This window comes from Streptomyces sp. NPDC024017, assembly GCF_040638895.1.
Lineage (GTDB): Bacteria > Actinomycetota > Actinomycetes > Streptomycetales > Streptomycetaceae > Streptomyces.
Genome location: NZ_JBEZYZ010000002.1, coordinates 152878 through 178897, shown reverse-complemented (window position 1 = coordinate 178897; position 26020 = coordinate 152878). Strand labels below are relative to the sequence as shown.

Below are 26020 nucleotides of genomic sequence, written 5' to 3'. Positions count from 1 at the left end.
TTCACTTCGGAGGTTTGATCCACAACCAAGTACGGTTATCCACAGCGGAATTGGCGGTTCTGTGGACAACTGGCCGCCACCGCAGGGGTTTTGAGGCCCAGGCTCATACCGGCGGCTTCACCCGCGCGATGCTCCGCAGTGCCCCCGGCGCCCACCGCGACAGCCAACGCGCACCCCGCGCCTCCGGCGTCACCGGCACCACCGCCTCGTTGCGCGTCACCGCCCGCAGGATCGCACGGGCGACCTTCTCCGGCGGATAGTTCCGCAGCCCGTACAGGCGCGCGGTGTGCTTCTGCAGCCGCTTCTCCTCCAGGGCGTCCACCCCGGCGAAATGCGCGGTCGACGTGATGGCGGTGTTCACGATGCCGGGACAGACCGCCGTCACGCCGATCCCCTGACCGGCGAGCTCCGCCCGCAGGCACTCGCTGAGCATCAGCACGGCCGCCTTGGAGGTGCTGTACGCGGGCAGCGCCCGGGACGGCAGGTAGGCCGCGGCCGACGCCACGTTGACGATGTGGCCGCCCTGCCCGCGCTCGGCCATCCGCCGGCCGAGGAGCCGGCAGCCGTGGATGACACCCCACAGGTTGACGTCGAGGACCTTCTTCCAGTCCTCCGGCGTGGTGTCGAAGAAGGAGCCGGACAGTCCGATCCCGGCGTTGTTCACGAGGACGTCCACCACTCCGTACTCGGTGGTGACCTTCTCGGCGAGCTTCTCCATGGCCTGCTCGTCGGAGACGTCGACCGTCTCCGCCCAGGCCTCGGGGGCGCCCAGCAGGCGGGACGACTCGGCGGTGCGGGCCGCCGCCTCCGCGTTCCGGTCGACGGCCACCACGCGCGCGCCGGCCTCGGCGAAGGCGAGCGCAGTCGCCCGCCCGATACCGCTGCCCGCTCCGGTGACCAGCACGAGCTGCCCGCCGAACCGTTCGGCGTGCGCGCCGCTCACCGCCACCGGAGACCGCCCGCTCTCGACGGACGTCACGAACTCCTCGATCCATGAGGCCAGTCGGTCCGGGCGGGTCCGCGGGATCCAGTGCCCCGCCTGGATCGTCCTGCGGGTCAACTGCGGAACCCACTGCTCCAGCTCGTCGTGGAGCCGCTCCGAGAGGAACCGGTCCTCCAGGGGCGTGATGATCTGCACGGGCGCGTGGGCGTGCGCGTCCGGGCGCGGCGTGCGCAGCCGGGGCCGGACGTTGTCCCGGTACAGCCAGGCCCCGTGTGCCGCGTCCGACGGCAGGGACGAGGTGGGGTAGTCGCCCCGGGGTACCTTCTCGACCCGCTCCAGGACCCGCGGCCAGCGCTTGCCGAGCGGGCCGCGCCAGGCCAGCTCGGGCAGCACGGGGGTGTGCAGCAGGTACACGTACCAGGACCGGGCGCCCTGCCCCAGAAGCTGGCCGACCCGGCGCGGGGTCGGCCGCTTCACGCGCCGGTCGATCCAGTGGCCGAAGTGGTCGAGAGACGGCCCGGACATCGAGGTGAAGGAGGCGATGCGGCCCTTGGTGCGCTGGACGGTGGTGAACTCCCAGGCCTGCACCGAGCCCCAGTCGTGCCCCACCAGGTGCACCGGTTCGTCCGGACTCACCGCGTCCGCGACGGCCAGGAAGTCGTCCGTCAGCTTCTCCAGCGTGAACCCGCCCCGCAGCGGACGCGGCGCCGTCGACCGGCCGTGGCCGCGGACGTCGTACGCCACCACATGGAAGCGCCCGGCGAGCCGCTCGGCGACCTCGGACCACACCTCCTTGCTGTCGGGGTAGCCGTGCACCAGGACGACCGTCGGGCGCCCCGGATCACCCATCTCGGCCACGCACAGTTCGACTTCGCCGGTCCGCACCCTGCGCTCGCGCGCGCCCGTCAGCAACGTCATCCGGCGAATCTGGCAGTTGTTAGAGAGTTCGTCAATAGGGCCTTCCCCGTCGTGGTAACCCTGAAGAACCAGCTCCCCTAGGGGCCCGTAATACTCAGGGCTGACCCCAAGACAGCTCTGCGGAGTGACGACCGCCACGCGCACGGCCCCTACCTTTCAAGGGTGACTGTGATCGCGACCGAAAGCCTGAGCAAGCGGTTCCCCCGGGTGACCGCGCTTGACCGGCTCTCCGTGGACGTCGGACCCGGTGTGACCGGACTCGTCGGAGCCAACGGAGCCGGCAAGTCCACACTGATCAAGATCCTGCTGGGTCTGTCCCCCGCCACCGAGGGCCGTGCCGAAGTGCTCGGTCTCGACGTCGCCACCAAGGGCGCCGCCATCCGCGAGCGGGTCGGCTACATGCCCGAGCACGACTGCCTGCCGCCGGACGTCTCGGCCACCGAGTTCGTCGTCCACATGGCGCGCATGTCCGGCCTGCCGCCCACCGCAGCACGCGAGCGCACCGCCGACACCCTGCGCCACGTCGGCCTGTACGAGGAGCGCTACCGGCCCATCGGCGGCTACTCGACCGGCATGAAGCAGCGCGTCAAGCTCGCGCAGGCCCTCGTGCACGACCCGCAGCTGGTCCTCCTGGACGAGCCGACCAACGGCCTCGACCCCGTCGGCCGCGACGAGATGCTCGGCCTGATCCGCCGCATCCACACCGACTTCGGCATCTCGGTCCTGGTCACCTCCCACCTGCTGGGCGAACTGGAGCGCACCTGCGACCACGTCGTCGTCATCGACGGCGGCAAGCTCCTGCGGTCCAGCTCCACCACCGACTTCACGCAGATCACCACCACCCTCGCGATCGAGGTCACCGACACCGACGAGCACCCGGACGGCACCCGCGCGGTCCGCGAGGCGCTGCAGGAGCGCGGGGTGAGTGCCGAGGACGGCAGCGGCCTGCCGGGCGCCGGGCACGTGCTGCTGCTCACCGCTCAGGGCGAGGAGACGTACGACCTGGTCCGGGACGTGATCGCGGACCTCGGACTCGGCCTGGTGCGCATGGAGCAGCGCCGGCACCACATCTCCGAGGTCTTCACCAGCAGCGACGAGCGCGAGCAGCGGAAGGAGGCGGTCGGCCATGGCGGTTGAGCACTCCACGGGGACATCCGCCCCGGCACCGGGTGACCAGACCCGCATCCACAACATCGGCTACCGCAACTACGACGGCCCCCGCCTGGGCCGTGCCTACGCCCGACGCTCCCTGTACTCGCAGTCCCTGCGCGGCTCCTACGGCCTCGGCCGCTCGGTGAAGTCCAAGGTGCTGCCGATGCTGCTCTTCGTGGTGATGTGCGTGCCCGCGGCCATCATGGTCGCCGTCGCGGTCGCCACCAAGGCCAATGCCCTGCCCCTGGACTACACGCGCTACGCGATCGTGATGCAGGCCGTCATCAGCCTGTACGTCGCCTCGCAGGCACCCCAGTCCGTCTCGCGGGACCTGCGGTTCAAGACCGTTCCGCTGTACTTCTCGCGGCCCATCGAGACCGCCGACTACGTCCGCGCCAAGTTCGCGGCGCTGGCCTCGGCGCTGTTCGTCCTCACCGCCGCTCCCCTGCTCGTGCTCTACGTGGGCGCGCTGCTGGCCGAACTGGACTTCGCCGACCAGACCAAGGGATTCGCACAGGGACTCGTGTCCGTGGCACTGCTCTCACTGCTCTTCGCCGGAATCGGCCTGGTCATCGCGTCCTTCACCCCGCGCCGCGGCTTCGGCATCGCGGCCGTGATCGCCGTCCTGACCATCACCTACGGTGCGGTCTCCACCCTCCAGGCCATCGCCGACGCCCAGGGCAGCGGCGACGCCGTGCCGTGGATCGGGCTGTTCTCGCCGATCACGATCATCGACGGGGTGCAGTCCGCGTTCCTGGGCGCGACGTCCGCCTCCCCCAGCGGGGTGGGCCCGAGCAACGCCGAGGGCGTCGTCTACGTCCTCGTCGCCCTGGGCCTGATCGCGGCGAGCTACGGCCTCCTGATGCGCCGCTACAAGAAGGTGGGACTGTGACCACGCTCAACATCGACCATGTCTCCCGCTGGTTCGGCAACGTGGTCGCCGTCAACGACATCACCATGACCATCGGCCCCGGCGTCACGGGCCTCCTCGGCCCCAACGGCGCCGGAAAGTCCACCCTCATCAACATGATGGGCGGCTTCCTGGCCCCCTCCACCGGCACGGTCACCCTCGACGGCCAGACCGTGTGGCGCAACGAGCAGATCTACAAGCACATCGGCGTCGTGCCCGAGCGTGAGGCGATGTACGACTTCCTCACCGGCAAGGAATTCGTCCTGGCCAACGCCGAGCTGCACGGCCTGGGTGCCAAGGCGGCCCAGAAGGCCCTCGCCACGGTGGAGATGGAGTACGCCCAGGACCGCAAGATCGCCACGTACTCCAAGGGCATGCGCCAGCGCGTGAAGATGGCTTCCGCCCTGGTTCACGACCCGTCCCTGCTGCTGCTGGACGAACCGTTCAACGGCATGGACCCGCGCCAGCGCATGCAGCTGATGGACCTGCTGCGCCGCATGGGCGACGAGGGCCGCACGGTCCTGTTCTCGTCCCACATCCTCGAAGAGGTCGAGCAACTCGCCTGGCACATCGAGGTCGTCGTCGCCGGACGCCATGCCGCCAGCGGTGACTTCCGCAAGATCCGCCGCCTGATGACCGACCGGCCGCACCGTTACCTGGTGCGTTCCAGCGACGACCGCGCCCTCGCGGCCGCGCTGATCGCCGACCCGTCGACGGCCGGCATCGAGGTCGACCACGCCGAGGGCGCACTGCGCGTCCAGGCCGTCGACTTCGGCCGCTTCACGGCGTTGCTGCCGCGGGTGGCCAGGGACCACGGCATCCGGCTGCTGACGGTCTCGCCGTCCGACGAGTCCCTCGAGTCCGTCTTCTCGTACCTCGTCGCGGCGTAGGAGGCCCTGATGTACGACCCCACAGTCGCCCGGCTCACTTACCGGGCCCTGCTCGGCCGGCGCCGGGCCCTCATCCTGGGCGCCCTGCCCCTGCTGCTGATCGTGATCGCCGTGGCGGTGCGCGGCCTGGCCGGGGCGGACGACCAGACGGCGTCCGACCTGCTGGGCGGACTCGCCCTCGCCACGATGGTGCCGATCATCGGCGTCATCGCCGGAACGGGCGCGATCGGGCCGGAGATCGACGACGGCTCGGTGGTCTACCTGCTGTCCAAGCCGATCAAGCGGCCGACCATCATCTTCACCAAGCTGATCGTCGCGATCGCGGTGACCATGGTGTTCTCCGCGGTGCCGACGCTCATCGCCGGCTTCATCCTGAACGGCAACGGCCAGCAGGTCGCCGTCGCCTACACGGTGGCCGCGCTGGTCGCGTCGATCGCCTACGCGGCCCTGTTCCTGCTGCTCGGCACGGTCTCCCGGCACGCGGTCGTGTTCGGTCTCGTCTACGCGCTGGTCTGGGAGGCCCTGTTCGGCTCCCTGGTGCCGGGTGCCCGCACGCTGAGCGTCCAGCAGTGGTCGCTGGCGGTCGCCCAGAAGGTGTCCGGTGGGGACCTCGTCTCCTCCGACGTCGGTCTGACCACGGCGACGGTGCTGCTGGTGGCCGTCACGGTGCTGGCCACCTGGTACGCCGGACAGAAGCTGCGATCCCTGACGCTCGCCGGCGAGGAGTGACGTGCCCCGGCCCTGACGGAGGCTTCACCTCTGTCAGGGCACACTGGGCGAACGGGATGTAGGGGAAAAACCACGGGAGTTGGACGGCTGGGAGGACGGGGATGGCGGGCGAGAGGGCTCAGTACGACGACGCCGGTGACGAGACCCGGGACGACCTCGACGGTGTCGTACTGGACGAGGACTTCATACGCTCCGCCGGGACCTCCGAGCCGTCCGCCCGTGCCCGGATGCTCGCCGCGAAGTGGCGGCGCGAGGAACCGGAGCCGCAGCCCTGGCGCTCCGACGAGCCGCCCGCGGGCTGGTTCTTCAGCAAGGCCCGGCGGCGCAAGTGGCGCAGGAAGTAGCCGGACCGCCGCCGATCGCACCGCCGATTTAATCGGTGGCGTCCAATTCGCCCGGCAGGCAGAGTGGTTGTCGTCACAGCCGGGCGCGGAGCCCGGCGCCACGTTCTGGGAGAGGAGCGGGACGATGTCCATGCACGGCAGTACGTCCAGCTCCCTTCAGGGCAGCCCGCGGCGGGATCCGGAGTAGTCGCTACCCCTCCGTAGAACCCGCCCCACACGGGGAGCTGCCCGGGGCGGCCGCTTCGAGCACGCGAGTCGCACATCGCGTGGGCCGCCCACCCGGAGGATTGGCCGAGTGGTAAGGCACTGGCTTGCGCTGTGTTTGATCAGAAGCGAGTCAAGGTCGGGCCTGAAAAGCCCGCGCACGTTCGATTCGTGCATCCTCCGCCGAGCACGAGCACCATCCAGCGCACCGGGCGACAAGCCCGCGCTCAGCCCAGCAACCGCTCCAGCACCACCGCGATGCCGTCCTCGTCGTGGGAGGACGTCACCTCGTCGGCCACCGCCTTCAGTTCCTCGTGGGCGTCCGCCATGGCGACGCCGTAGGAGGCCCAGGCGAACATCGGTATGTCGTTGGGCATGTCGCCGAAGGCGATCGTGTCGGCCGCCTTCATCCCGAGCCGGCGTGCCGCCAGGGACAGCCCCGTCGCCTTCGACAGGCCCAGGGGGAGGAGCTCGACGATGCCCTCGCCCGCCATCGTGACGGTGACGAAACCGCCGGCGGTCCGCGTGGCCGCCTCGCAGAGCTCGTCGTCGGTCAGCGTCGGGTGCTGGATGTACAGCTTGTTCAGGGGCGCGGTCCACAGATCCGACGCGTCCGTGAAAGGCGTGGCGGGCAGGGTGCCCTGGACCGCGTATCCCGGACCGACCAGCACCTCGCCTTCCAGGCCGTCACGGCTCGCCGCCAGGTACAGCGGGCCGACCTCCGCCTCGATCTTGGCCAGCGCCACCCCGGCCAGCTGCCGGTCCAGCGTCACCGACGTCAGCAGGCGGTGCGCGCCGGCGTCGTAGACCTGCGCGCCCTGGCCGCAGACGGCCAGGCCCTGGTAGCCGAGGTCGTCGAGGATGTGCCGGGTCCACGGGACCGCGCGACCGGTGACGACGATGTGCGCGGCACCCGTCGCGGTGGCCGCGGCGAGCGCGTCACGGGTGCGCTGCGACACCGTGTCGTCGGAGCGCAGCAGCGTCCCGTCGAGGTCGGTGGCGACGAGCCTGTACGGGAAGCCGCCCGGGGAAGCCGTGTCGCTCACTTGGCCACCGGCTCCAGGACCTCCCGGCCGCCCAGGTACGGACGCAGCACCTCGGGCACGCGCACCGAACCGTCGGCCTGCTGGTGGTTCTCCAGGATCGCCACGATCGTGCGCGGGACGGCGCACAGCGTGCCGTTCAGGGTGGCCAGCGGGCGGACCTGCTTGCCGTCACGGACGCGGATCGACAGGCGGCGGGACTGGAACTCGGTGCAGTCCGAGGTCGAGGTCAGCTCGCGGTACTTGCCCTGGGTGGGGATCCACGCCTCGCAGTCGAACTTGCGGGAGGCCGAGGCACCCAGGTCGGCGCTCGCCACGTCGATCACGCGGTACGGCAGCTCCAGCGACGTCAGCCACTGCTTCTCCCACTCCAGCAGGCGCTGGTGCTCGGCCTGCGAGTCCTCGGGAGCGACGTAGGAGAACATCTCGACCTTGTCGAACTGGTGCACGCGGAAGATGCCCCGGGTGTCCTTGCCGTGCGAGCCTGCCTCGCGGCGGAAGCAGGGCGAGAAGCCCGCGTAGCGCAGGGGGAGGCGGTCGGCGTCGAGGATCTCGTCCATGTGGTACGCCGCGAGCGGCACCTCGGACGTGCCGACCAGGTAGAGGTCGTCGTCGGCGAGGTGGTAGACGTCCTGCGCGGCCTGGCCGAGGAAGCCCGTGCCCGCCATGGACTGGGGGCGGACCAGCGCCGGGGTCAGCATCGGGGTGAAACCGGCCGCGGTGGCCTGCGCCATCGCCGCGTTCACCAGGGCGAGCTCCAGAAGGGCGCCCACGCCCGTCAGGAAGTAGAAGCGCGAGCCGGAGACCTTGGCGCCCCGCTCGACGTCGATCGCGCCGAGGATCTGGCCGAGCGCCAGGTGGTCCTTGGGCTCGAAGCCCTCGGCGGCGAAGTCGCGGATCGTGCCGTGCGTCTCGAGCGTGACGAAGTCCTCCTCGCCGCCCACGGGCACGTCCGGGTGGACGAGGTTGCCGAGCCTCTGGAGCAGTTCCTGGGTCTCGGTCGCGGCCGCGTCGCGGTCCGCGTCGGCCGCCTTGACGTCGGCGGCGAGCTGGCCCGCCTTCTTCAGCAGCTCGGCCTTCTCGTCGCCGGCCGCCTTGGGGATGAGCTTGCCGAGCGCCTTCTGCTCGGCGCGCAGCTCGTCGTAGCGGCCGCCGGACGACCTGCGCCGCTCGTCGGCAGACAGGAGGGAGTCGACGAGCGCGACGTCCTCTCCACGGGCACGCTGCGAGGCGCGCACACGGTCGGGGTCCTCACGGAGCAGGCGAAGGTCAATCACGCGCCCAAGGCTACCGGTGTGGGATGACCGCCCACGACTCACTATTCCGGCTGCGGCATACGTGCCGTTATGAGGGAATTGCGCACTGTGTCAATATAACGAGCACCTCTCCCCGGAACGAGGCATCCGCAGGGCGTCGCATTGACTCGAATCCCTTGTGGGGAACGGGACTTGAGGCTCGGTTGTCCACAGGGATCCACACCCGCCGAAAAGTTATCCACAGGCTGTGTGGAAGATCTGTGGATGCCGGAATTGATCACTCCGGAAGGTGCGGCCACACCTGAGAATTCCCGATACAAACCTGCCCTACCCTCACTTTCGAGTGGAAACAGGTCACTCCAAAGAGTTACGCAAGGGAAAACGGTGGACGAAGGGTGACCTGCCCGTCGATGGATGCATCAGGGGCCTGTAGGGCGATTTGTCGACTGACTCATGCTTCGTTGTCGACTTGTCCCCAGGTCGAGAAGCGGACCTGTGGATAACTTCTGTGGATAACGACAATCAGCAGGTACGACCGGCCTGGACGTCGGCCTAGAAGCGGCCGTCCTGGCATCGCGCGACCCAGTCGGCAGCCCCCGCGAACTCCTCGTCGGAGGTCCCCAGCCGCGGCGGCTGCACATCACCCGGCTCGATGCCCGCGCGCGGGTAGGAGCCGAGATAGCGCACCTGGAGGCAGATGCGCTTCAGGCCCATCAGGGCCTCGGCCACCCGGCGGTCGGAGATGTGGCCCTCCGCGTCGATGCAGAAGCAGTAGTTGCCGATGCCCGCGCCGGTGGGCCGGGACTGGAGCAGCATCAGGTTGATGCCGCGGGTGGCGAACTCGCCCAGCAGGTCGCGCAGGCCGCCGGGGTGGTCATCGCGCTGCCACAGGACGATGGAGGTCTTGTCCGCGCCGGTCGGCGCCGCGGGCCGGGCGGGCCGGCCGACCAGCACGAACCGCGTCTGGGCGTTCTCCGCGTCGTGGATCCCGGTCTCCAGGGCCTCCAGGCCGTAGCGGGCGGCCGCGAACTCACCCGCGAAGGCGGCGTCGTACTGGCCCTCCTGGACCAGCCGGGCGGCGTCCGCGTTCGAGGCGGCCGACTCCCAGTGGGCGTCCGGGAGGTGCTTCTTCAGCCAGTTGCGCACCTGCGGCTGCGCGGCCGGGTGGGCGGAGACGGTCTTGATGTCCGACAGCTTCGTGCCGGGCCTGACCAACAGCGCGAAGGTGATCGACAGCAGCACCTCGCGGTAGATCATCAGCGGTGCGCCGGCGACCAGCTCGTCGAGGGTGGTGGTGATGCCGCCCTCGACGGAGTTCTCGATCGGCACGAACGCGGCCTCGGCCTCGCCGGCGCGTACCGCGTCGAGCGCGGACTGGACGGACACGTACGGGATGAGCTCCCGGGTGGCGGCCTCGGGAAGCGTGCGCAGGGCGACTTCGGTGAAGGTGCCCTCGGGGCCGAGATACGCATAGCTCGCTGGCATGACCTCACCCTAATGGGCCCGCGGAAGCGCTATCCCCCACAAGCCCGCACAGGGGTGAACTCTCACCCCTCCAGCAACTTCTGCCCCACGTATTCGCCCTCCGCCGCTCCGCCCGGCACCGCGAACAGCCCGCTCGACTCGTGCCGGATGAACTGCGACAGGGCGTCGCCGCGGTCGAGCTTGCGCTGCACCGGCACGAAGCCGCGCAGCGGATCGGCCTGCCAGCAGACGAAGAGCAGGCCGGCGTCGGGCACCCCGTCGGTGTCGATGCCGTCGTGGAAGGAGAACGGGCGGCGGAGCATCGCCGCGCCGCCGTTCTGGTCGGGCCGGGTGATGCGGGCGTGGGCGTTGATGGGGACGACCAGGTTGCCCTTGGCGTCCGTCTTCTCCAGGTCCATCGCGGTCGTCTCGGTGCCTCCGGACAGCGCCGCCCCGTCGGACTTGCGGCGCCCGATCACGTCCTCCTGCGCGGTGACGGAGAGCTTCTCCCAGTCGTCGAGGAGCATGCGGATGCGGCGTACGACGGCGTAGGAGCCGTTCGCCATCCAGGCCGGGTCGCCCTTCTCGGGGACGAAGATGCGCTGGTCGAAGTCGGTTTCGCTCGGCTTCGGATTGCGGGTGCCGTCGATCTGGCCCATCAGGTTGCGGGCCGTCATGGGGTGGGAGGTGGCTCCCGGTGAGCGGTTGAAGCCGTTCATCTGCCAGCGGACCTTGGCCGCCCGGCCCGCGTCCTTCTGGATCGCGCGCAGGGCGTGGAAGGCGACCAGGGCGTCGTTGGCGCCGATCTGCACCCAGAGGTCGCCGTTGCTGCGGTTCTTGTCGAGGTGGTCGGAGGAGAACTCGGGCAGCGGGTCCAGGGCGGTGGGGCGCTGCTTCTCCAGGCCCGTTCTGGCGAAGAAGCTGTGGCCGAAGCCGAAGGTGATCGTCAGTGACGAGGGTCCGGCGTCGCGGGCCACGTCGGTGTCGTCGTGAGTGCTCGGCTCGCCGGCCATCAGGCGCCGGGCCGTCTCCGACCAGCGGCGGAGCAGGGCGGCGGCCTCCTTGCGGCCGGCGCCCGCCGCCAGGTCGAAGGCGACGAGGTGGCCGCGTGCCTGGAGGCCGTCGGTGATGCCGGGCTGATGTTTCCCGTGAAACATCGCCCGGTCCGTGCCGAGCGAGGTGAGCGGAGCGGCGGCTTCGGAGGGGGCGGCCGCGTAGCCCACGGCGGCGCCCGCCGTGCCGAGGACGACCCCGGTGGCACCGGCGGTGCCGAGCAGCCGCCGCCGTGAGATGCCCTCGTGGGCGGGGGCCGCTTCGCTCTCCCCCGTGGTGGCCTCGGGGGTACGGGCCTTCGGAAGGGACTGTTCAGGCATGGTCGTTCAGCCGATCTGCGCGTTCTTGGTGACGGTCACCTCGTCGATGTCGGAGGTCCGCACGGTCACGGCGACCTGCCAGTCGCCGGCCATGGGGATCTGCACTCCGTTCGCCGACCAGTGTCCGGTTGCGATGTGGTCGGGGATGACGGGCAGGGGCCCGAGGTCCTTGGCCTTCAGGGTGAAGTCGACCTTCACCTCGGGGATGTCGAAGGCCCGTCCGTTGGGCCGCTCCACGTAGACGTGCATCTCGTTGTCGCCCACGCGTGCGGGGTCGACGTCGATGGTGACGATGCCCTTGCCGTCCTCGCCGCCGGTGTCGAACGGCATGTTCAGGGTCAGTGCCCCGGAGGCGCCCGAGTCCGCGGAGGGGGACACGGAGGACGAGGTGGCCGCCTTGGCCTCCTGCTCGGTGCGCCCCGGCTCGGTTTGGGTCAGCACGGTGGTGACGGCGAGCAGTACGACCGCGATGCCGGCCTCGGTCAGTACGGAGCGGCGCAGCCCGAAGCGGTTCGGGTCCGCGTCCCGCATCCGCTTCTGCCGTGCGGCGTCCCGTGCGGCCTGCTGCCGGGCGAGCTGGGCGGCCCGTTCGGAGTCGGCGGGCTCGGGGTCGGACTGCTGCTCGTCGGGGTCGAGGCCGGTGCCGGTGTCACTGCCGCCGTCGCCGTCACTTCCGCCCTCACCGGAGCCGTCCCCCTGGCCGCCAGCAGAGGCGTCCACGTCCCCGGCGGCATCCGCCCCCGCGCCGACCCGCTCCTTCTCCCGTACCGCCGATGCCTCCACCGGGACCGTCTCCGCGAGCCGCCCCGTCCACCGGCGCGAGATCCACGCCACGCCGACCAGGACGACCACGAGGGCGATCTTGGCCAGGAGGAGCTGGCCGTAGCGGGTGTCGGTGAAGGCCGACCAGGAGCCGAGCTGGCGCCAGGACTGGTACGTCCCGGTCGCGATCAGGGTGAGGACGCTGCCGAAGCCGACCCGGGAGAAGCGGCGTACGGCCGGTGCGTCGACGGGCGTGTCGGCGGGGGCGCGGTACAGGGCGACCAACAGCGCGCCCAGTCCGCCGAGCCAGGCGGCGACGGCCAGCAGATGGAGCACGTCGACCGGCATGGCGATGCCCGCCTGGAGGCCGACCGAGGCGTGCTCGGACATCGCCCAGCTCGCGGCGAGCCCGGCTGCCACGACGACGCCGCCGATCGAGAGCCCGAAGGTGAGGTCCCGCTTCTCCTGGGCGTCCTCACGCTTGTCATAGGCCCCGAACAGCACGGCGATGAACAGGGCCGCCGCGGCGAGCAGCAGCAGCCGGGACACCAGGGCCGCGCCGGTCTTGGTCTGCAGCACCTGCCCGAGCAGCGACAGGTCGAAGACGTCGGCGACCTTCCCGGAGCCCGTGAACGAGCCGCGCAGCAACAGCAGCGCGAGGGTGGCCGCGGTGAGCGCGACCCACCCGGTGACGACGAACCGCTGAACCGGCCGCACCCCGGAACCCCGCCGCCAGCAGGCGAGCACGAAGGCGGCGCCGCCGGCCATCACGATGAAACCGGCGTACGACACGTACCGCCCGAAGCCGTACAACCAGCCCACGACCCCGTCGTCGGCCGCCTGTCCGGAGACCGACACGGACGTCTTGGAGGGGGCGCCGATGGAGAAGGTCCAGGCGCCGGCGACGGGATGGCTGTCCGCCGAGACGACCTGGTAGGCCACGGTGTACGTGCCGTCGGGCAGGCCCGAGTGCAGCGGTACGGCGTACGTCGTGCCGCTGACGTTGGCCGGCTTGCCCGTGTCGACGCGCTTGCCCTCGGGGTCGAGCACGCGCAGCGAGTCGTCGGACAGCGCGACCTGCTCGGAGAAGGTGAGCGAGATCCGGGCCGGGGCCTTGTCGACCACCGCCCCCTGCCCGGGGTCGCTGCCGGTCACCGCGGCGTGCGCGGAGGCCGGGCCGGCTCCGGCGAGGAGCGCGCAGGCCGCGGCCAGGAGCAGCAGCACCAGTGTCCGGACGCGGGGGGCGATGGTCTGCGTCACAGGGTCCCTCCCTCAGTGTCCGGTCTTCGGTGTGTAGGTCGCCGGCTTCACCGGCATCTCGACCTTCACGGGGGCGGAGTGGGCGAAGTGCAGTTCGAGGGAGACCGTCCGGCCTTCCTTCGGCTTGCTCTTCAGCTGCTCGAACATCAGGTGGTCGCCGCCGCTCTTCAGCTCCAGCCGTCCGCCCGCGGGGATCTTCAGGCTCTTGACCTCCTGCATCGCCCCGTCGACGGTCTGGTGCACGGTGACCTGTCCGGCGACGTCACTGGTGACCGAGGTGAGCTCGTCGGCGGCGCCGCCCTTGTTGGTGACGGTGAGGAAGCCGGCCGCCATGTCGTCGGACACCGGCTGCGGCATGTACGCGGAGCCGACGGAGAGTTCCGCCTTCCCCGACTCGCCTTCACCGCCGGAGTCCGAGCCGCCGCAGCCCGTCAGGGCCAGCGTCCCGGCTATGACGAGGGCCGCCGCCGGGCCGAGCCGCCGCCTCACGGCTTCTCCCCCTTGACGATCTTGGGGAGGTCCTTGGTGTAGTCGTCGACGGAGGCGTCCTCGCCGTAGAGCACATAGCCGCCGTCGGTCTTCGGGGAGAACGCGATGACCTGGGTGCCGTGCTCGGAGACGAGCTTGCCGTTCTTGTCCTTCGTGGTCGGCTCGATGGAGATGCCGAGGGTGCGGGCGCCGGCCTGGATGGTCGCGAAGTCGCCGGTGAGGCCGACGAAGCTGGAGTCGATGCCCTTGAGCCACTTGCCGAGTTCGGCCGAGGTGTCGCGCTTGGGGTCGGTGGTGACGAACACCACGCGCAGCTCGTCCTGCTCGGCCTTCGGCAGCTGCTTCTTGGCGACGGCGATGTTGTTCATCGTCAGCGGGCAGACGTCGGGGCAGTGGGTGTAGCCGAAGTAGATCAGCGTGGGCTTGCCCTCGGTCTCCTTGCGGAGGTCGTACTTCTTGCCCTGCGTGTCGGTGAGGACCAGGTCCGGCTTCTCGAAGGGCTTGTCGAGGACGGTGGCGGCCTTGTCGGTGCCGGCCTCCTCCGACACCACGGCGACGGGCTTGTCGCTGTCGTCGCCGCTGCCGCAGGCGGTCAGGGTCAGGGAGGCGGCGGCGAGCAGTGCGGCCGCGGCGAAGGTCTTGGTGCGCATAGAAAAATGTCCCAGATGTCGGTGACCCGGCGCGCACCGGGGGTGCCCCCCGCTCAGGGCGGGGGGTCCGGTGCGCGCCGTCAACGGAAGCAGGCTCAGGCGTCGGACCGCCGACGCCCGGCGAGCACGCCGTAGGCGACACCCGCCGCGCCGACCACGATGCCGACGATGCCGAGCACGCGGGCGGTGGTGTCGGTGCCGTCGGAGGAGGCGGAGTCGGAGGCGGCGGTGTCGGCGGAGGTCTTCTCGGCCGACTCGGCGTGGGAGTCCTCGTCAGCCGCCGAGCCGTGGTGCCCGTCCTCGGAGGCGGCGGACAGCTCCAGCACCGGGGCCGGGTTGTCGGGCTCCTCCTGGCCCTTCTGCGGCACCTCGATCCAGCGGACGACCTCCTTGTTGGAGTACGTCTGCAGGGCCTTGAAGACCAACTCGTCGGTGTCCTCGGGCAGCTGGCCGACGGAGAGCGGGAACTTCTCGAAGTAGCCGGGCTCGATCCCCTTGCCGTCGGCGGTCCAGGTGACCTTGGTGACGGCCTCGGTGATCTTCTCGCCGTGCATCTCCAGCGGCTTGTCCAGCTTGGACGTGGTGACGTCGATCTTCCAGCCCGGCATGGGCTCCGGCATGACGGAGGCCAGCGGGTGGTCGGTGGGGAAGTTGACCTCGAGCTTGGTGGTCGAGGCGTCGTCACGCTCGTTCGGAACCTTGAAGTTCACCACCGCGTAGCCGCCCTTGGCGGCCGTGCCTTCGGGCTGCACGCTGACGTGCGCGAAGGCGGGGGCGGACAGGGCGAGAACGGTGACACCGGCGGCGGCACCGGCCGCGACGATACGGGAAACCTTCATGGAAGGAGCACTCCGCTGTGAGTTCGGTCTGGATGGTGTGGAAGGAGGGCTGCGCACGCGCGCGTGCCGCACGACGGCGGCCCTCCTCCGCGGGATCCAGGGCTCCGGGGCTCCGAAGAGGAGCACCCGGGACATCCGAGGGGCGCAGTGGTGGTGGTCGCGTCGCGTCAGGCGGCGAGGGCGAGTGCGGCTGCGGAAGCCGGGGCGGCGGGCGGGCCGCGCCGGATCACCGTGTGCTGGAGCGCCGTCGTGCGAGGCATCGGGGGCGCGGGCCGGGCGGCGTGCGCCGGGCGCGGGCCGGCCCCCGGGGCTCCCGGAAGCCCGGCGCGCAGGGCGCGCACCAGCGCGAGAGCGGCCCTCAGGGAGCGCACGAGCGCCCCCTCGGCGACTCCCTGCGCCGACAGTTCGGTGAGCCGCAGCAGTGCCAGGTCGCCGTGGCGCAGCAGCCAGCCGGCGGCGAGTGCCGCGAGGACGTGACCGAGCAGCATCGGCAGGGACGGCCACAGCGAGGCCGACGGCTCGGACAGAGGATCCCCGGGCAGGTGCGTGTGCGCCCCCGGGGACGGCTGGATCCGGGCCTCGGTGAGGATCCTGTGGGCCTGCGCCGGGCTGATCGCCGCCGCCGTCGTGCCGCACACGAACCGCGCGGCCTGCTGGACCAGCGCGGCGTCGCTCCCGCCCGCCGGCGCCGAGGCCGTGGCGGCGGCCGTACCGTGCTGGCCGAGGCCGAACAAGGTGTGGAGCACCGTCTGGCCGACGGCGAGCAGCGCCGCGATCCCCGCCAGCGAGCGCACCCGCCCGGCGAGTGGAGCCGCCACCGCGGCCACCCCGAGGAACCCGGCGCCCAGCGTCCACAGCGGGATGCCTTCGCAGGAGGCGAGCGCGTGACCTGCCCCGGCCAGCACGACGCAGACCGCGGCGAACACCGCGGCCCGCAGGATCCGGAGCGTGTGTCCGGAGCGCGTCGCGCGCGCGTGGGGGGCAGTCATGGCGGGCTCATCATCGCACTGGCCCCGTAGGCCTCGTGCGGCAGGTCCGCAAGATGCCGTACGACCGGAACGTCATGCTCTGGCCCCGCGCGCCCCCGGATGCGCCGATACCTGCGCCCACATACACCGATCAGGACCAGCGCGCATCCGCCGTATGGGCGGCGTCACGTCAACTTCACGCTTACACAGGGGCACTGAGGGCAATACGTAACGGTATGTCGAGCCGCAGCCAGGAGGCTGGAGCATGAGCATCTGGTGGTCACTCCATCTGCGGCGCGAAGCTGCGAGCGTGCCGCTCGCCCGCCGCCTGCTGATCGGCACGATGGAGACCGCGGGCGTCGACCCGGACATCTCCTACGACCTCTCCGTCGCGCTCAGCGAGGCGTGCGCGAACGCCGTGGAGCACGGCGGGGACACGGGGCGTGGCCCCGGCTCGGAGGCGTACCGGGTCACCGCGTACCTCGACGGGGAGAAGTGCCGGATCGAGGTCGCCGACGCGGGCCCGGGGTTCCCCGCGGCGTCAGCCGGTCCGTCCCGCCCGGCGATCCGTCCCGCGCACTCCGACGCGGAGAACGGCAGGGGGCTGTGCCTCATCGAGGAGCTCGCCGACCACGTCCACATCGGCAACAAGCCGGGCCGGGGCGGAGCCGTGGTGAGCTTCGACAAGGTCCTGAAGTGGCGTTCCGACGCACCGCTGATGGCGGTCTGACCTCCAGCGGACAGGGCGGTGTTTCACGTGAAACACCGCCCGTGACCGACCGCCCTACAGCGCCCCCCAGTCCAGCGTCGTACGCGCCAGCCCCGCCACCTCCGTGAGCAGCGCCAGCCGCGCCGCCCGGACCGCCGGGTCGGGGTCCATCACCAGCACCTCGTCGAAGAAGGCGCCGATCGCGTCGACCAGCGGGGCGGAGACCTCGATCAGCGCGCCGAGATCGTCCTCCTGCCCCTGCAGCGCCTGCCGTACGGCCTGTGCGCTCTCCGCGAGACGCAGTTCGGCGGGGGCGGTCAGCAGGGACACGTCCGCCGCCTCGACACCGCCCTCGGGCAGGATGCGCACCACCCGCTGGAAAGCGGCAGCGAGTGCCTCGAACGCCTCGCTGCCGACCTGCTGCTCCAGCGTGGCCAGCGTGCGATCGCCGTGGGCAGGTCGGTCGGCCCACACCAGCACGGCCTGGACGAGCCGGTGCTCGTGTCCGGCGTCGGTGAGCTGCTGCTCATAGCGCCGGGTGATGAGCTCGGCGGCCTCGGCGACCCGCTCGGCGGGCACCTCGACGCCCTGTGCGGCGTACCGTACGGCCGCCGCGCGCAACCCCTCGCTCACCCGCACCCCGGCCACGGCCGGCAGGTTCCGCAGTACGTTGAGCAGCCCGATCGCGGCCCGGCGCACCCCGTACGGGTCGGAGCTCCCGGTCGGCGCGGCGCCGATCAGGAACATGCCCGTCACCAGGTCGAACCGGTCGGCGAGGGACAGCACGGCCCCCGCGTCCCCGGCCGGCAGGGCGCCGCCGGCGGAGCGGGGCAGCTCCATCTCGGCCAGCGCCCGGGCGACCTCGTCGGACTCGCCGGACCGGCGGGCGTACTCCTCCGCCATGACCCCGGCGAGCCCGGAGAACTCGATCACCATCTGCGACGCCAGGTCGAACTTGGCCAGGGCGCCGGCCCGCCGCACGACCTCCACCGACTCCTCCGGGAGCCCGGCCCGACCGGCCAGGTCCTGAGCGAGGGAGGCGAGCCGGACCGCACGGTCGGCGACCGTGCCGAGGCGGTCCTCGAAGGTCAGCTTGTCCAGCCGCCGCCGGAACTCCTCCGGCGCCACCTTCAGGTCCGCCCGCCAGAAGAACGCGGCGTCCTCGTAGCGGGCCCGCAGCACCGCCTCGTTGCCCGCCCGGACCACGTCGTCGTCGCACAGGGCGTTGGCGAAGGTCACGAAGTGCGGCATGAGCCGCTCCCCGTCCAGCACCGGCAGATAGCGCTGGTGCTTGCGCATCACGGTGGTCAGGACACTCGCGGGCAGTTCGAGGTAGCGCTCGTCGAACGAGCCCCGCACGGCGTACGGGAACTCCAGGATGTCGGTGATCTCGTCGATCAGCCCGGACTGGCCCTCCACGTCGATGCGCCCGCCCACCTCGGCGGCGGCCTCCAGGGCACCGCGCACGACCGCGCCGCGCCGGGCCTCGCGGTCGAGCAGGATGCCGTGCATGTGCAGGAAGTGCGGGTAGCCCTCGGCGGAGGTCACCCGGACCTCCGGGTAGGGCGCCTGCCGCTGCACCCGCGTGGTGTCGCCGGCCGACAGCGAGGAGACCACCACGGGCAGGGGAGTGCGGCCCAGCAGCGCGAGCAGCCAGCGCACGGGACGCGAGAACGACAGCCCCGGATCGCTCCAGCGCATGTTGCGCCCGGCCCGCAGCCCGGAGACGACCTCGGCCAGCAGGTCGCTGAGCACCTCGACGGCCGGGCGCCCCTCCTCGTGCCGGGTGACGGCCACGTACTCGGCCCCGTTGAACTCGACCACCCGCACGTCGGCCGGTTCGGCGCCCTGGCTGCGGGCGAAGCCCTGGAGCGCGGGAGTGGGGGCGCCGTCCTTGTAGGCGGCGGCGACCTTGGGCCCGCGCACGGTCCGCATGGTGTCCCGCTCGCGCGGCTGCACCCCGTCGACCGTGATCACGATCCGGCGCGGTGTGGCCATCACGTTGATCGCGCCGTGCCCCAGCCGGGTCGCGGCGAGCTTGGCGGTGACCGACTCGCGCACCGCTTCGGTGGTGGCGGGGACGTCGGCGTAGGGCAGTTCCTCCACGCCGATCTCGAACAGCAGCGTCTCGACGCCGGGCACCTTGGGCAGCATGGCCCGCTCGGCCGGAGCCGGCGCCGCCGCCAGCCCGAGCGGATGCTCCAGCGCGGCCCGCCGCCGCTCCCACAGCTTCGCCGTTTCGTGCGTCAGGCCCCGCATCAGCGAGAACGCCTTGGCCCGCTCGGTGGTGCTGATCGCACCGCGCGCGTCGAGCACGTTGAAGGTGTGGCTGCACTTGAGCACATACGTGTACGCCGGGACCGGCAGCTCCAGGTCCAGCAGGCGCCGCGCCTCGGCCGCGTACGACTCGAACAAGCGGTGGTTGGTGTCGATGTCGGCGTCGTCGAGGTAGTAGCGGCTCATCTCGTACTCGTTCTGCCCGAACACCTCGCCGTAGGTGATGCCCGGGGCGTAGGCGATGTCCTTGAAGTGGGACACGCCCTGGAGGTTCATCAGGATGCGTTCGAGCCCGTACGTGATCTCCACCGACACCGGGTCCAGGGCGACGCCGCCGACCTGCTGGAAGTAGGTGAACTGGGTGATCTCCATGCCGTCCAGCCAGACCTCCCAGCCCAGCCCCCAGGCGCCGAGGGCGGGCGAGGCCCAGTTGTCCTCGACGAACCGCACGTCGTGCGCGTTCAGATCGACACCCAGGGCGCGCAGGCTGCCCAGATACAGCTCCTGCGGGTTGCCCGGGTCGGGCTTGAGGATCACCTGGAACTGGGTGTGGGTCTGGAGCCGGTTGGGATTCTCGCCGTAGCGCGAGTCGTCAGGCCGCACGCTCGGCTCCACGTAGGCGACGCTCCACGGCTCGGGACCGAGTACCCGCAGCGCCGTGGCCGGGTTGGCCGTACCGGCTCCGACCTCGGTGTTGAGCGGCTGCGTGATCATGCAGCCGTTGTCGCTCCAGTACTTCTGCAGGGTGAGGATGGCGTCCTGCATGGTCAGCGCCGTCTGAACGTTCTTCATGATGATCGCGCCTGTTCCCCGAGTCGGACCGGCAAGGTCGGCCATGATCTCACACGTCAACTACCGCTGACCTGCTGTTTCTTGACCGACCGGTCGGACGCTTCGAGCCGGTTCACAGCATGCCCACAGCCGGGCCTCATGTCCCTGACGGGTGGCGCCCCTACATTCCCGGTCCCATGACGGGAACGCAGCACGGGAACGGCCGCGAGGACGAGGCGCTCGCCCGGGCCGCCGTCGACGCACTGATCGGCCAGCTGGCCCTGGCGCCCAAGCCGGGGCTGCCCGACCCACGCGACCTGACGGCCCGGGCCACCCGCCGGGACCACAGCGCCCTGCGCTGGTCGGCCAGGGCCCTGTTCCCCGGCCTCACGGCCATGGCCGCGACGGCCCGCCGCACGGGCGAGCCCAGTGCCCGCCTCCGGACGGACCTGGGCGCGATCGGCCGCTCCACGGAACACACGGTGGCGCTGACGGGCGGCGGTCACCGGGGCGCCCTGTGGACGCTGGGACTGCTCGTGGCGGCGGCGGCACTGCGACCGGGAGCCGAACCGGCCGACACCACCGCCCTGGCCAAACAGCTGGCCGCCCACCCCGACCGCAAAGCCCCGCGCCGCCCCTCCCGCGGCTCCACGATGTCGGCCCGCTACGGCGCGGCCGGCGCGAGAGGAGAGGCCAGAGCCGGCTTCCCCCACGTGCGCCGGGCCCTGACCGCCCTCACCACGGCCCGCACCCGGGGCGCCCCCGAGCACCGGGCCCGCCTGGACGCCCTGCTCACGGTGATGTCCACACTCCAGGACACGGAACTGCTCTACACGGCGGGCCCGATGGGCCTGCGTCAGGTCCAGGCCGGAGCGCGCGGGGTCCTGGAAGCGGGCGGTGCGGCGACGGAGCATGGTGCGGCGGCGCTGGCAGCCCTGGACACCGACCTCACCGGCCGAGGCTGGACTCCCAGCGGCAGCGCACCCCTGCTGGCGGGCGCCCTGTTCCTGGACGCCGTCAGCTCTTGACGGACGCCATCCAGGCCTCGACCTCGTCCGAACGCCGCGGCAGCGCGGCACTCAGATTCCGGTTGCCGTCGTCCGTCACGAGGATGTCGTCCTCGATCCGCACGCCGATACCCCGGTACTCCTCCGGCACCGTCAGGTCATCGGCCTGGAAGTACAGCCCGGGCTCGACGGTCAGGCACATCCCCGGCTCGAGGACACCGTCCACGTACGCCTCGACCCGCGCCGCCGCACAGTCATGGACGTCCATGCCGAGCATGTGCCCGGTCCCGTGCAGCGTCCAGCGCCGCTGCAGCCCCAGCTCCAGCACCCGCTCCACGGGCCCTTCGACCAGCCCCCACTCGACGAGCTTCTCGGCCAGCACCCGCTGCGCGGCATCGTGGAAGTCGCGGTACTTCGCGCCCGGCTTCACCGCGGCGATCCCGGCCTCCTGGGCCTCGTACACCGCGTCGTAGATCTTGCGCTGGATCTCGCTGAACCGCCCGTTGATCGGCAGCGTGCGCGTCACGTCGGCCGTGTAGTACGTGTGCGTCTCCACACCCGCGTCGAGCAGCAGCAGCTCGCCGGAGCGCACGGCCCCGTCGTTGCGCACCCAGTGCAGCGTGCAGGCGTGCGGCCCGGCCGCCGCGATGGTGCCGTAGCCGACGTCGTTGCCCTCCACGCGTGCGCGGAGGAAGAACGTGCCCTCGATGTACCGCTCGGAGGTCGCCTCGGCCTTGTCGAGGACCTTCACCACGTCCTCGAAGCCGCGCACGGTCGAGTCGACCGCCTTCTGCAGCTCGCCGACCTCGAACTCGTCCTTGACCAGCCGCGCCTCGGAGAGAAAGACCCGCAGCTCCTCGTCACGCTCGGCGGTGACCTTGTCGGTCAGGGCCGCCTCGATGCCGGCGTCGTACCCGCGCACGACCCGCACCGGCCCGGTGGCCTCGCGCAGGGCGCCGGCCAGCTCGCGCACGTCGGAGGCGGGGATGCCGTACAGCGTCCCGGCCTCGGTGAGGGAGTGCCGGCGGCCGACCCACAGCTCGCCCTGGCCGTCCAGCCAGAACTCGCCGTTCTCGCGGTCGGAGCGCGGCAGGAGGTAGATCGTCGCCTCGTGGCCCTCGTCCTTGGGCTCGAGGACCAGGACGCCGTCCTCGGTCTGGTTGCCGGTGAGGTAGGCGTACTCGACGGAGGCGCGGAAGGCGTACTCGGTGTCGTTCGAGCGGGTCTTCAGGTTGCCCGCGGGGATCACCAGACGCTCGCCCGGGAAGCGCGCGGAGAGCGCCGCCCGGCGGGCCGCGGTCTCGGCGGCCTGGGGGATGGGCTCGAGATCGCGCAGCTCGGTGTCGGCCCAGCCGCTCTTCATATTCTCGGCAAGCTCGTCGGACACGCCCGGGTACAGTCCGTTCTTCCGCTGCTTGATCGGCTCTTCGCTCTCGTCCGGGGTCTCCGGGATGAGCTCCTCCGCCACGGTCATCCTCCTCGATACGGCACTGGACCACCGTCCACTGTACGGCGGCCCGGAAGCGGCCCCAGGGCGATGACGAGGAGCGTTACTCGAAGCGGACCGCCAGCAGGACGACGTCCTCGGCACCCTCCGCCGCGTCCAGCCCGTCCGGCAGCACGCTCCGCAGGACGTGGTCGGCGATCGCCCCGGGGTCGCCGCGCAGGGGCCGGGGCACTGCGGCCGCCGCCGCGTGCAGCCGGGCGAAGGCGCGGTCGGTCGCCTCGCCGGTGCGGTGCAGCAGCCCGTCCGTGTAGAGCAGAACCGTCTCTCCGGGTTCGGCGAGGATCTCCACGCTGGGCGCCTCCCAGCAGGCGAGCATGCCGAGCGGGGCGGAGACGGACGTCTCCACGAACTGGGTGCGGCGCTGTCCGATCAGCAGCGGCGGGCTGTGCCCGGCACCGGCCAGCGTGATCTTGCGCGCGGCCGGTTCGCAGTAGCCGAAGAGGGCCGTGGCCGAGCGGGCCGGTTCGGTCAGCCGCAGCAGCAGCTCCAGGTCGGACAGGACGGCGACCGGGTCCTCCCCCTCCATCACGGCGTACGCGCGCAGCGAGGCCCGCAGTCGTCCCATGGCGGCGACCGCGCTCGGGCCCGACCCGGTGACGGATCCGACGGCGAGGCCGAGGGCGGCGTCGGGCAGCGGCAGCGCGTCGTACCAGTCGCCGCCGCCGCGCGGGCTCGTGCGGTGCCGGGCGGCCAGCTGGACACCGGCGACCCGGGGCAGCCGCGCGGGCAGCAGCTCGTCCGACATCGTGGCCATGGACGTGCGCGTGCGTTCCAGTTCGAGGAGGCGGGCGAGGTGCTCGGCGGCGTACCGCGCGTAGAGGCCGGAGAGGTGGCGCTGCCGCTCGCCCGGTTCGGCGGGTTCGTCGTAGAGCCAGACGGCGGCGCCGAGGCGGCCGGCGGTGTCGGTGGTCAGGGGGAGGGCGTAGCTCGCGGCGTAGCCGAGGCGGGCCGCGACCTCGCGGTGACGGGGGTCGAGCCCCTCCGCGGCGAACAGGTCGGGTTCGGCGATGCCGCCCTCGCCGCCCGGCAGCCCGTCGAGGATCCGGCCGTAGGACAGGGCGCTGCGCGGCACCGTCTCGATGTGGCCGAGATCGGAGCGGGCCAGGCCCAGGCCGATGGTGGTGTCCGGGCCGAGTCCGTCGCCGGGTTCGAGGACGACGAGGCCGCGCCGGGCGCCCACCAGTGCGGCGCCGGCCCGCAGCAGTTCCTGGAGCGCTTCGTCGAGCGTGGCCGTGCGGGCCAGGCGTTCGGTGAGTTCGTGCAGGGTGGTGAGGTCGGAGACCCAGCCGGCGAGACGGTCCTGGAGCACCGCGCCGGGAGGGGTCGGGGGATGTGCGGGGACGGCCGGGGTCGCGCCCGTCGCGACGGGCGCGACAGTGTGTGCGGGCGCCGGAACCGTTGAATCGATTCCAGCCACTTTCGGAGGGTGCGGAGCGTTCATGGCGTCCGGCCTTCCAACCGGTACGTACTGCTCAAAAGCATCGCAAACCCCCATGTCATTCTGCGTCGCTAGCAGTGTCTCCACATGTACACGCACTCGTGAGGAGATGTCCAGCATTGTCCTGCCGGGATTCCTGGTGTCCGTGAGGTCCGGGAGAACAACTCCCCTTCCTCTTGCGGAAATGCAAAGTTGGCTTAAAACTGCCTCAGGGGACGGCTTATTGCGGTCGACTGGGCTTGCTCGACGGAGCGTCACAACGGTCGTGATGGGTACGTACTCGGTGAAGGCCAGGGGTGGTTGGGAATCACCCGGAACCTGGTGACGGAACCGGGCGTCCTATCCACCGACGACCGTGCCCCATCCTCCCGTGGCGGAGGCGGAGAGAAATACGCGCGACGGCAAACGCCATACTTCGCCACCCCTACGCCACGCCCGTGCTTTGGACAGACGCAGTATGGGCGGGACAGTCGCGGAGGCTGCCCGAAGCTCGACCCATAGGGGTTCCCCTTGCTTGATGCAGGGGTGTGATGCGCCAACAGGTACGCACAGTGAAGTGATCGACACATGATGTGACGTGGACCACGGTGTTGCCAGGCGTGCAACGGAAAGGAACGAGCGCACATGCGCGAGATCCTCGGAAGGCGACGCAGGCTCTTGTCCCAGCGCAGCGACGGGCCTGAACTGATCGGCGCGGCCCTGACCTACGCGACGGAATGGCAGTGGCCCGTACTCCCGGGCGTGGCGGCGGACCCGCAGGGGCACTCCCGCTGCAGCTGCCCCGACCCCGACTGCACGGTGCCCGGCGCGCACCCCTTCGACCCCGGCCTCCTCGCGGCCACCACCGACGGACGCATGGTGCGCTGGTGGTGGGGCAACCGGCCGACGGCGCCGATCGTCCTGGCCACCGGCGGCCACGCCCCCTGCGCGGTCTCCCTGCCGGCCCTGCCGGCCGCCCGCGCCCTCGAGGCGCTCGACCAGATGGGCATGCGGCTCGGCCCGGTCGTCGCCTCCCCCGCCCGCTGGGCGATCCTCGTCAAGCCGTACTCGATGGAGCAGCTCGGCGAGCTGCTCTACGCGAAGGACTTCGTGCCCGGCTCCCTCCGCTTCCACGGCGAGGGCGGCTACCTGGCCCTGCCCCCGTCCGAGACGGGCCAGGGCGAGATCCGCTGGGAGCGCGCGCCGCTGCCCGGCTCGGCCTCGCCGTGGGTGCCCGATGTCGAGGCCGTGGTGGACGCCGTGGTCGAAGCCCTCACTCGTACGGGTGTGAGCGCGCCCGAGTTCTAGGGCTGTCGGGCGCGCCGAGCCCGGCGCCCGCCCCGGCGCGTTAAGTTCCGGAACCATGCGGCGACACGCCCGGGGCCGCTCCCGGGACTCCCGAAAGACCAGACTGCTCGCCCTCGTGGGCGTCGTGGCGGTGTCCGCGATCGCACTGCCGCTGGCGGTGGCATCCGCGGGGTCCGTGGGGTCCACGGGGCCCAAGGGATCCAAGGGCGCTGTGGGCTCGGTGGGTGCCGGCGTCCGTACGTCCGGATCCGGTGCCCTGCGCCCCTCCCCGCGCGCCGACGACAAGGCGCCAGGGGCGGCCTCCACCGTCCCCGGCCTCCCGGCGCTCGGTCAGGGCCTGTCGGCCGCCGTGCGCTGTGGTCCCGAACTGTCCTCCCCCGACGGCATCGAGGCGCAGACCTGTGTGGTGACGCAGGGTGCGCAGACCTGGGCGCGGACCTACTACCGCAATGCGACGGGCCAGGCGCTGGACGCCGTACTCAGCCTCATGGGTCCTGAGGACCGCAGCGTGCGGATGAGGTGCGCCGTGGGGGCGGAGGACGAGCCGGGGACGTGTGAGACGCCCCGGGAGCCCACGCGCGGGAATCCTGCGGCGTACACCGCTGTCGCGGAGTTCGCCGAGCGGGGCGGGCGGGGGCCGCTGCTGTTGCGCTCGGGAAGCAACTCGCCTGTACGAACCGGCAGTTGAGGAGCGGCTGCATTCCGTGAACGGAAGCGGAGACGCAAAGACCCGGTTGCTGGCGACGGGGGATGCACCAGCAACCGGGCTACAGGAACGGTAACAAGAGATCGGCGGTTCGCAAATTCGAACTCGCCTTTCCAGTCACCGA

General features: G+C 71.3%; 22 protein-coding genes and 1 tRNA gene. 10 read left to right on the top strand and 13 right to left on the bottom strand.

Annotated elements, in window-relative coordinates; genetic code table 11:
- Positions 1–103: 103 nt before the first annotated feature.
- A complete protein-coding gene (locus tag AB0G20_RS05590) occupies positions 104–1861 on the bottom strand; it encodes an SDR family oxidoreductase (RefSeq protein ID WP_361296242.1) in 1758 nt (585 codons plus the stop codon).
- Between the two features lie 168 nt (positions 1862–2029).
- Here AB0G20_RS05590 and AB0G20_RS05585 point away from each other — a divergent pair, with 168 nt between their 5' ends.
- The 6 genes from AB0G20_RS05585 (at position 2030) to AB0G20_RS05560 (ending at position 6273) form a co-directional block, all read left to right on the top strand.
- Positions 2030–2998 (top strand): ABC transporter ATP-binding protein, encoded by a 969-nt coding sequence (locus AB0G20_RS05585; RefSeq protein WP_361297694.1) that lies wholly within the window; start codon positions 2030–2032, stop codon positions 2996–2998.
- Positions 2988–3905 (top strand): ABC transporter permease, encoded by a 918-nt coding sequence (locus tag AB0G20_RS05580; RefSeq protein WP_361296239.1) that lies wholly within the window; start codon positions 2988–2990, stop codon positions 3903–3905. Before AB0G20_RS05585 ends, AB0G20_RS05580 begins: the two co-directional genes overlap by 11 nt.
- Positions 3902–4813 carry an ABC transporter ATP-binding protein gene (locus tag AB0G20_RS05575; protein WP_361296236.1) on the top strand — a complete coding sequence of 304 codons (912 nt, stop codon included), beginning with the start codon at positions 3902–3904 and terminating at the stop codon, positions 4811–4813. The genes AB0G20_RS05580 and AB0G20_RS05575 overlap by 4 nt, the downstream gene beginning before the upstream one ends.
- Positions 4814–4822: 9 nt before the next feature.
- Positions 4823–5542, top strand: a complete 720-nt coding sequence (locus AB0G20_RS05570; protein ID WP_031137724.1) for an ABC transporter permease — start codon at positions 4823–4825, stop codon at positions 5540–5542.
- Positions 5543–5643: 101 nt separating this feature from the next.
- On the top strand, positions 5644–5886 hold the full coding sequence (locus AB0G20_RS05565; protein WP_361296233.1) for a hypothetical protein: 243 nt from the start codon (positions 5644–5646) through the stop codon (positions 5884–5886).
- A gap of 281 nt (positions 5887–6167) precedes the next feature.
- Positions 6168–6273, top strand: a tRNA-OTHER gene (locus tag AB0G20_RS05560).
- Between the two features lie 44 nt (positions 6274–6317).
- Here AB0G20_RS05560 and AB0G20_RS05555 read toward each other — a convergent pair.
- From AB0G20_RS05555 to AB0G20_RS05515, 9 genes are all read right to left on the bottom strand, one after another.
- The gene (locus AB0G20_RS05555) at positions 6318–7136 is read right to left on the bottom strand and encodes an HAD family hydrolase (RefSeq protein ID WP_361296230.1); all 819 of its coding nucleotides are present in this window, start codon (positions 7134–7136) and stop codon (positions 6318–6320) included.
- Complete coding sequence (serS, locus tag AB0G20_RS05550; RefSeq protein ID WP_361296227.1) at positions 7133–8410, bottom strand: serine--tRNA ligase; 1278 nt, start codon at positions 8408–8410, stop codon at positions 7133–7135. The genes AB0G20_RS05555 and serS overlap by 4 nt, the downstream gene beginning before the upstream one ends.
- 531 nt (positions 8411–8941) lie before the next feature.
- Positions 8942–9874 (bottom strand): prephenate dehydratase, encoded by a 933-nt coding sequence (gene pheA, locus AB0G20_RS05545; protein ID WP_361296224.1) that lies wholly within the window; start codon positions 9872–9874, stop codon positions 8942–8944.
- Positions 9875–9936: 62 nt separating this feature from the next.
- Complete coding sequence (efeB, locus tag AB0G20_RS05540; protein WP_361296221.1) at positions 9937–11226, bottom strand: iron uptake transporter deferrochelatase/peroxidase subunit; 1290 nt, start codon at positions 11224–11226, stop codon at positions 9937–9939.
- A 6-nt stretch (positions 11227–11232) separates the two neighbouring features.
- Positions 11233–13248 carry a copper resistance protein CopC gene (locus AB0G20_RS05535; RefSeq protein WP_361296218.1) on the bottom strand — a complete coding sequence of 672 codons (2016 nt, stop codon included), beginning with the start codon at positions 13246–13248 and terminating at the stop codon, positions 11233–11235.
- A gap of 12 nt (positions 13249–13260) precedes the next feature.
- Positions 13261–13737: a copper chaperone PCu(A)C gene (locus tag AB0G20_RS05530; protein WP_361296215.1), complete on the bottom strand. Its 477-nt coding sequence runs from the start codon at positions 13735–13737 to the stop codon at positions 13261–13263.
- Complete coding sequence (locus AB0G20_RS05525; protein ID WP_361296212.1) at positions 13734–14387, bottom strand: SCO family protein; 654 nt, start codon at positions 14385–14387, stop codon at positions 13734–13736. The genes AB0G20_RS05530 and AB0G20_RS05525 overlap by 4 nt, the downstream gene beginning before the upstream one ends.
- A gap of 95 nt (positions 14388–14482) precedes the next feature.
- Positions 14483–15226, bottom strand: coding sequence for a YcnI family protein (locus tag AB0G20_RS05520; protein WP_361296209.1), 744 nt, complete (start codon positions 15224–15226; stop codon positions 14483–14485).
- Positions 15227–15393: 167 nt separating this feature from the next.
- The gene (locus AB0G20_RS05515; RefSeq protein WP_361296206.1) at positions 15394–16215 is read right to left on the bottom strand and encodes a hypothetical protein; all 822 of its coding nucleotides are present in this window, start codon (positions 16213–16215) and stop codon (positions 15394–15396) included.
- 244 nt (positions 16216–16459) lie between these two features.
- Between AB0G20_RS05515 and AB0G20_RS05510 the strand changes: the two genes are divergently transcribed.
- The gene (locus tag AB0G20_RS05510) at positions 16460–16924 is read left to right on the top strand and encodes an ATP-binding protein (protein ID WP_361296203.1); all 465 of its coding nucleotides are present in this window, start codon (positions 16460–16462) and stop codon (positions 16922–16924) included.
- A 54-nt stretch (positions 16925–16978) separates the two neighbouring features.
- Here the strand turns inward: AB0G20_RS05510 and AB0G20_RS05505 are convergent, their stop codons facing one another.
- Complete coding sequence (locus tag AB0G20_RS05505; protein ID WP_361296200.1) at positions 16979–19972, bottom strand: glycine--tRNA ligase; 2994 nt, start codon at positions 19970–19972, stop codon at positions 16979–16981.
- 176 nt (positions 19973–20148) lie between these two features.
- On the opposite strand from AB0G20_RS05505, the gene AB0G20_RS05500 reads away from it, so the two are divergent.
- On the top strand, positions 20149–20979 hold the full coding sequence (locus AB0G20_RS05500) for a triphosphoribosyl-dephospho-CoA synthase (protein WP_361296197.1): 831 nt from the start codon (positions 20149–20151) through the stop codon (positions 20977–20979).
- Here the strand turns inward: AB0G20_RS05500 and AB0G20_RS05495 are convergent.
- Together AB0G20_RS05495 and AB0G20_RS05490 are read right to left on the bottom strand one after the other, a co-directional pair.
- A complete protein-coding gene (locus tag AB0G20_RS05495) occupies positions 20969–22432 on the bottom strand; it encodes an aminopeptidase P family protein (RefSeq protein ID WP_361296194.1) in 1464 nt (487 codons plus the stop codon). The genes AB0G20_RS05500 and AB0G20_RS05495 overlap by 11 nt on opposite strands.
- 76 nt (positions 22433–22508) lie before the next feature.
- Positions 22509–24023, bottom strand: a complete 1515-nt coding sequence (locus AB0G20_RS05490) for a PP2C family protein-serine/threonine phosphatase (protein ID WP_361296191.1) — start codon at positions 24021–24023, stop codon at positions 22509–22511.
- A 504-nt stretch (positions 24024–24527) separates the two neighbouring features.
- Here AB0G20_RS05490 and AB0G20_RS05485 point away from each other — a divergent pair.
- Positions 24528–25190 (top strand): bifunctional DNA primase/polymerase, encoded by a 663-nt coding sequence (locus AB0G20_RS05485; RefSeq protein WP_361296188.1) that lies wholly within the window; start codon positions 24528–24530, stop codon positions 25188–25190.
- 55 nt (positions 25191–25245) lie between these two features.
- A complete protein-coding gene (locus AB0G20_RS05480; RefSeq protein WP_361296185.1) occupies positions 25246–25878 on the top strand; it encodes a hypothetical protein in 633 nt (210 codons plus the stop codon).
- The last annotated feature ends 142 nt before the right edge of the window (positions 25879–26020 follow it).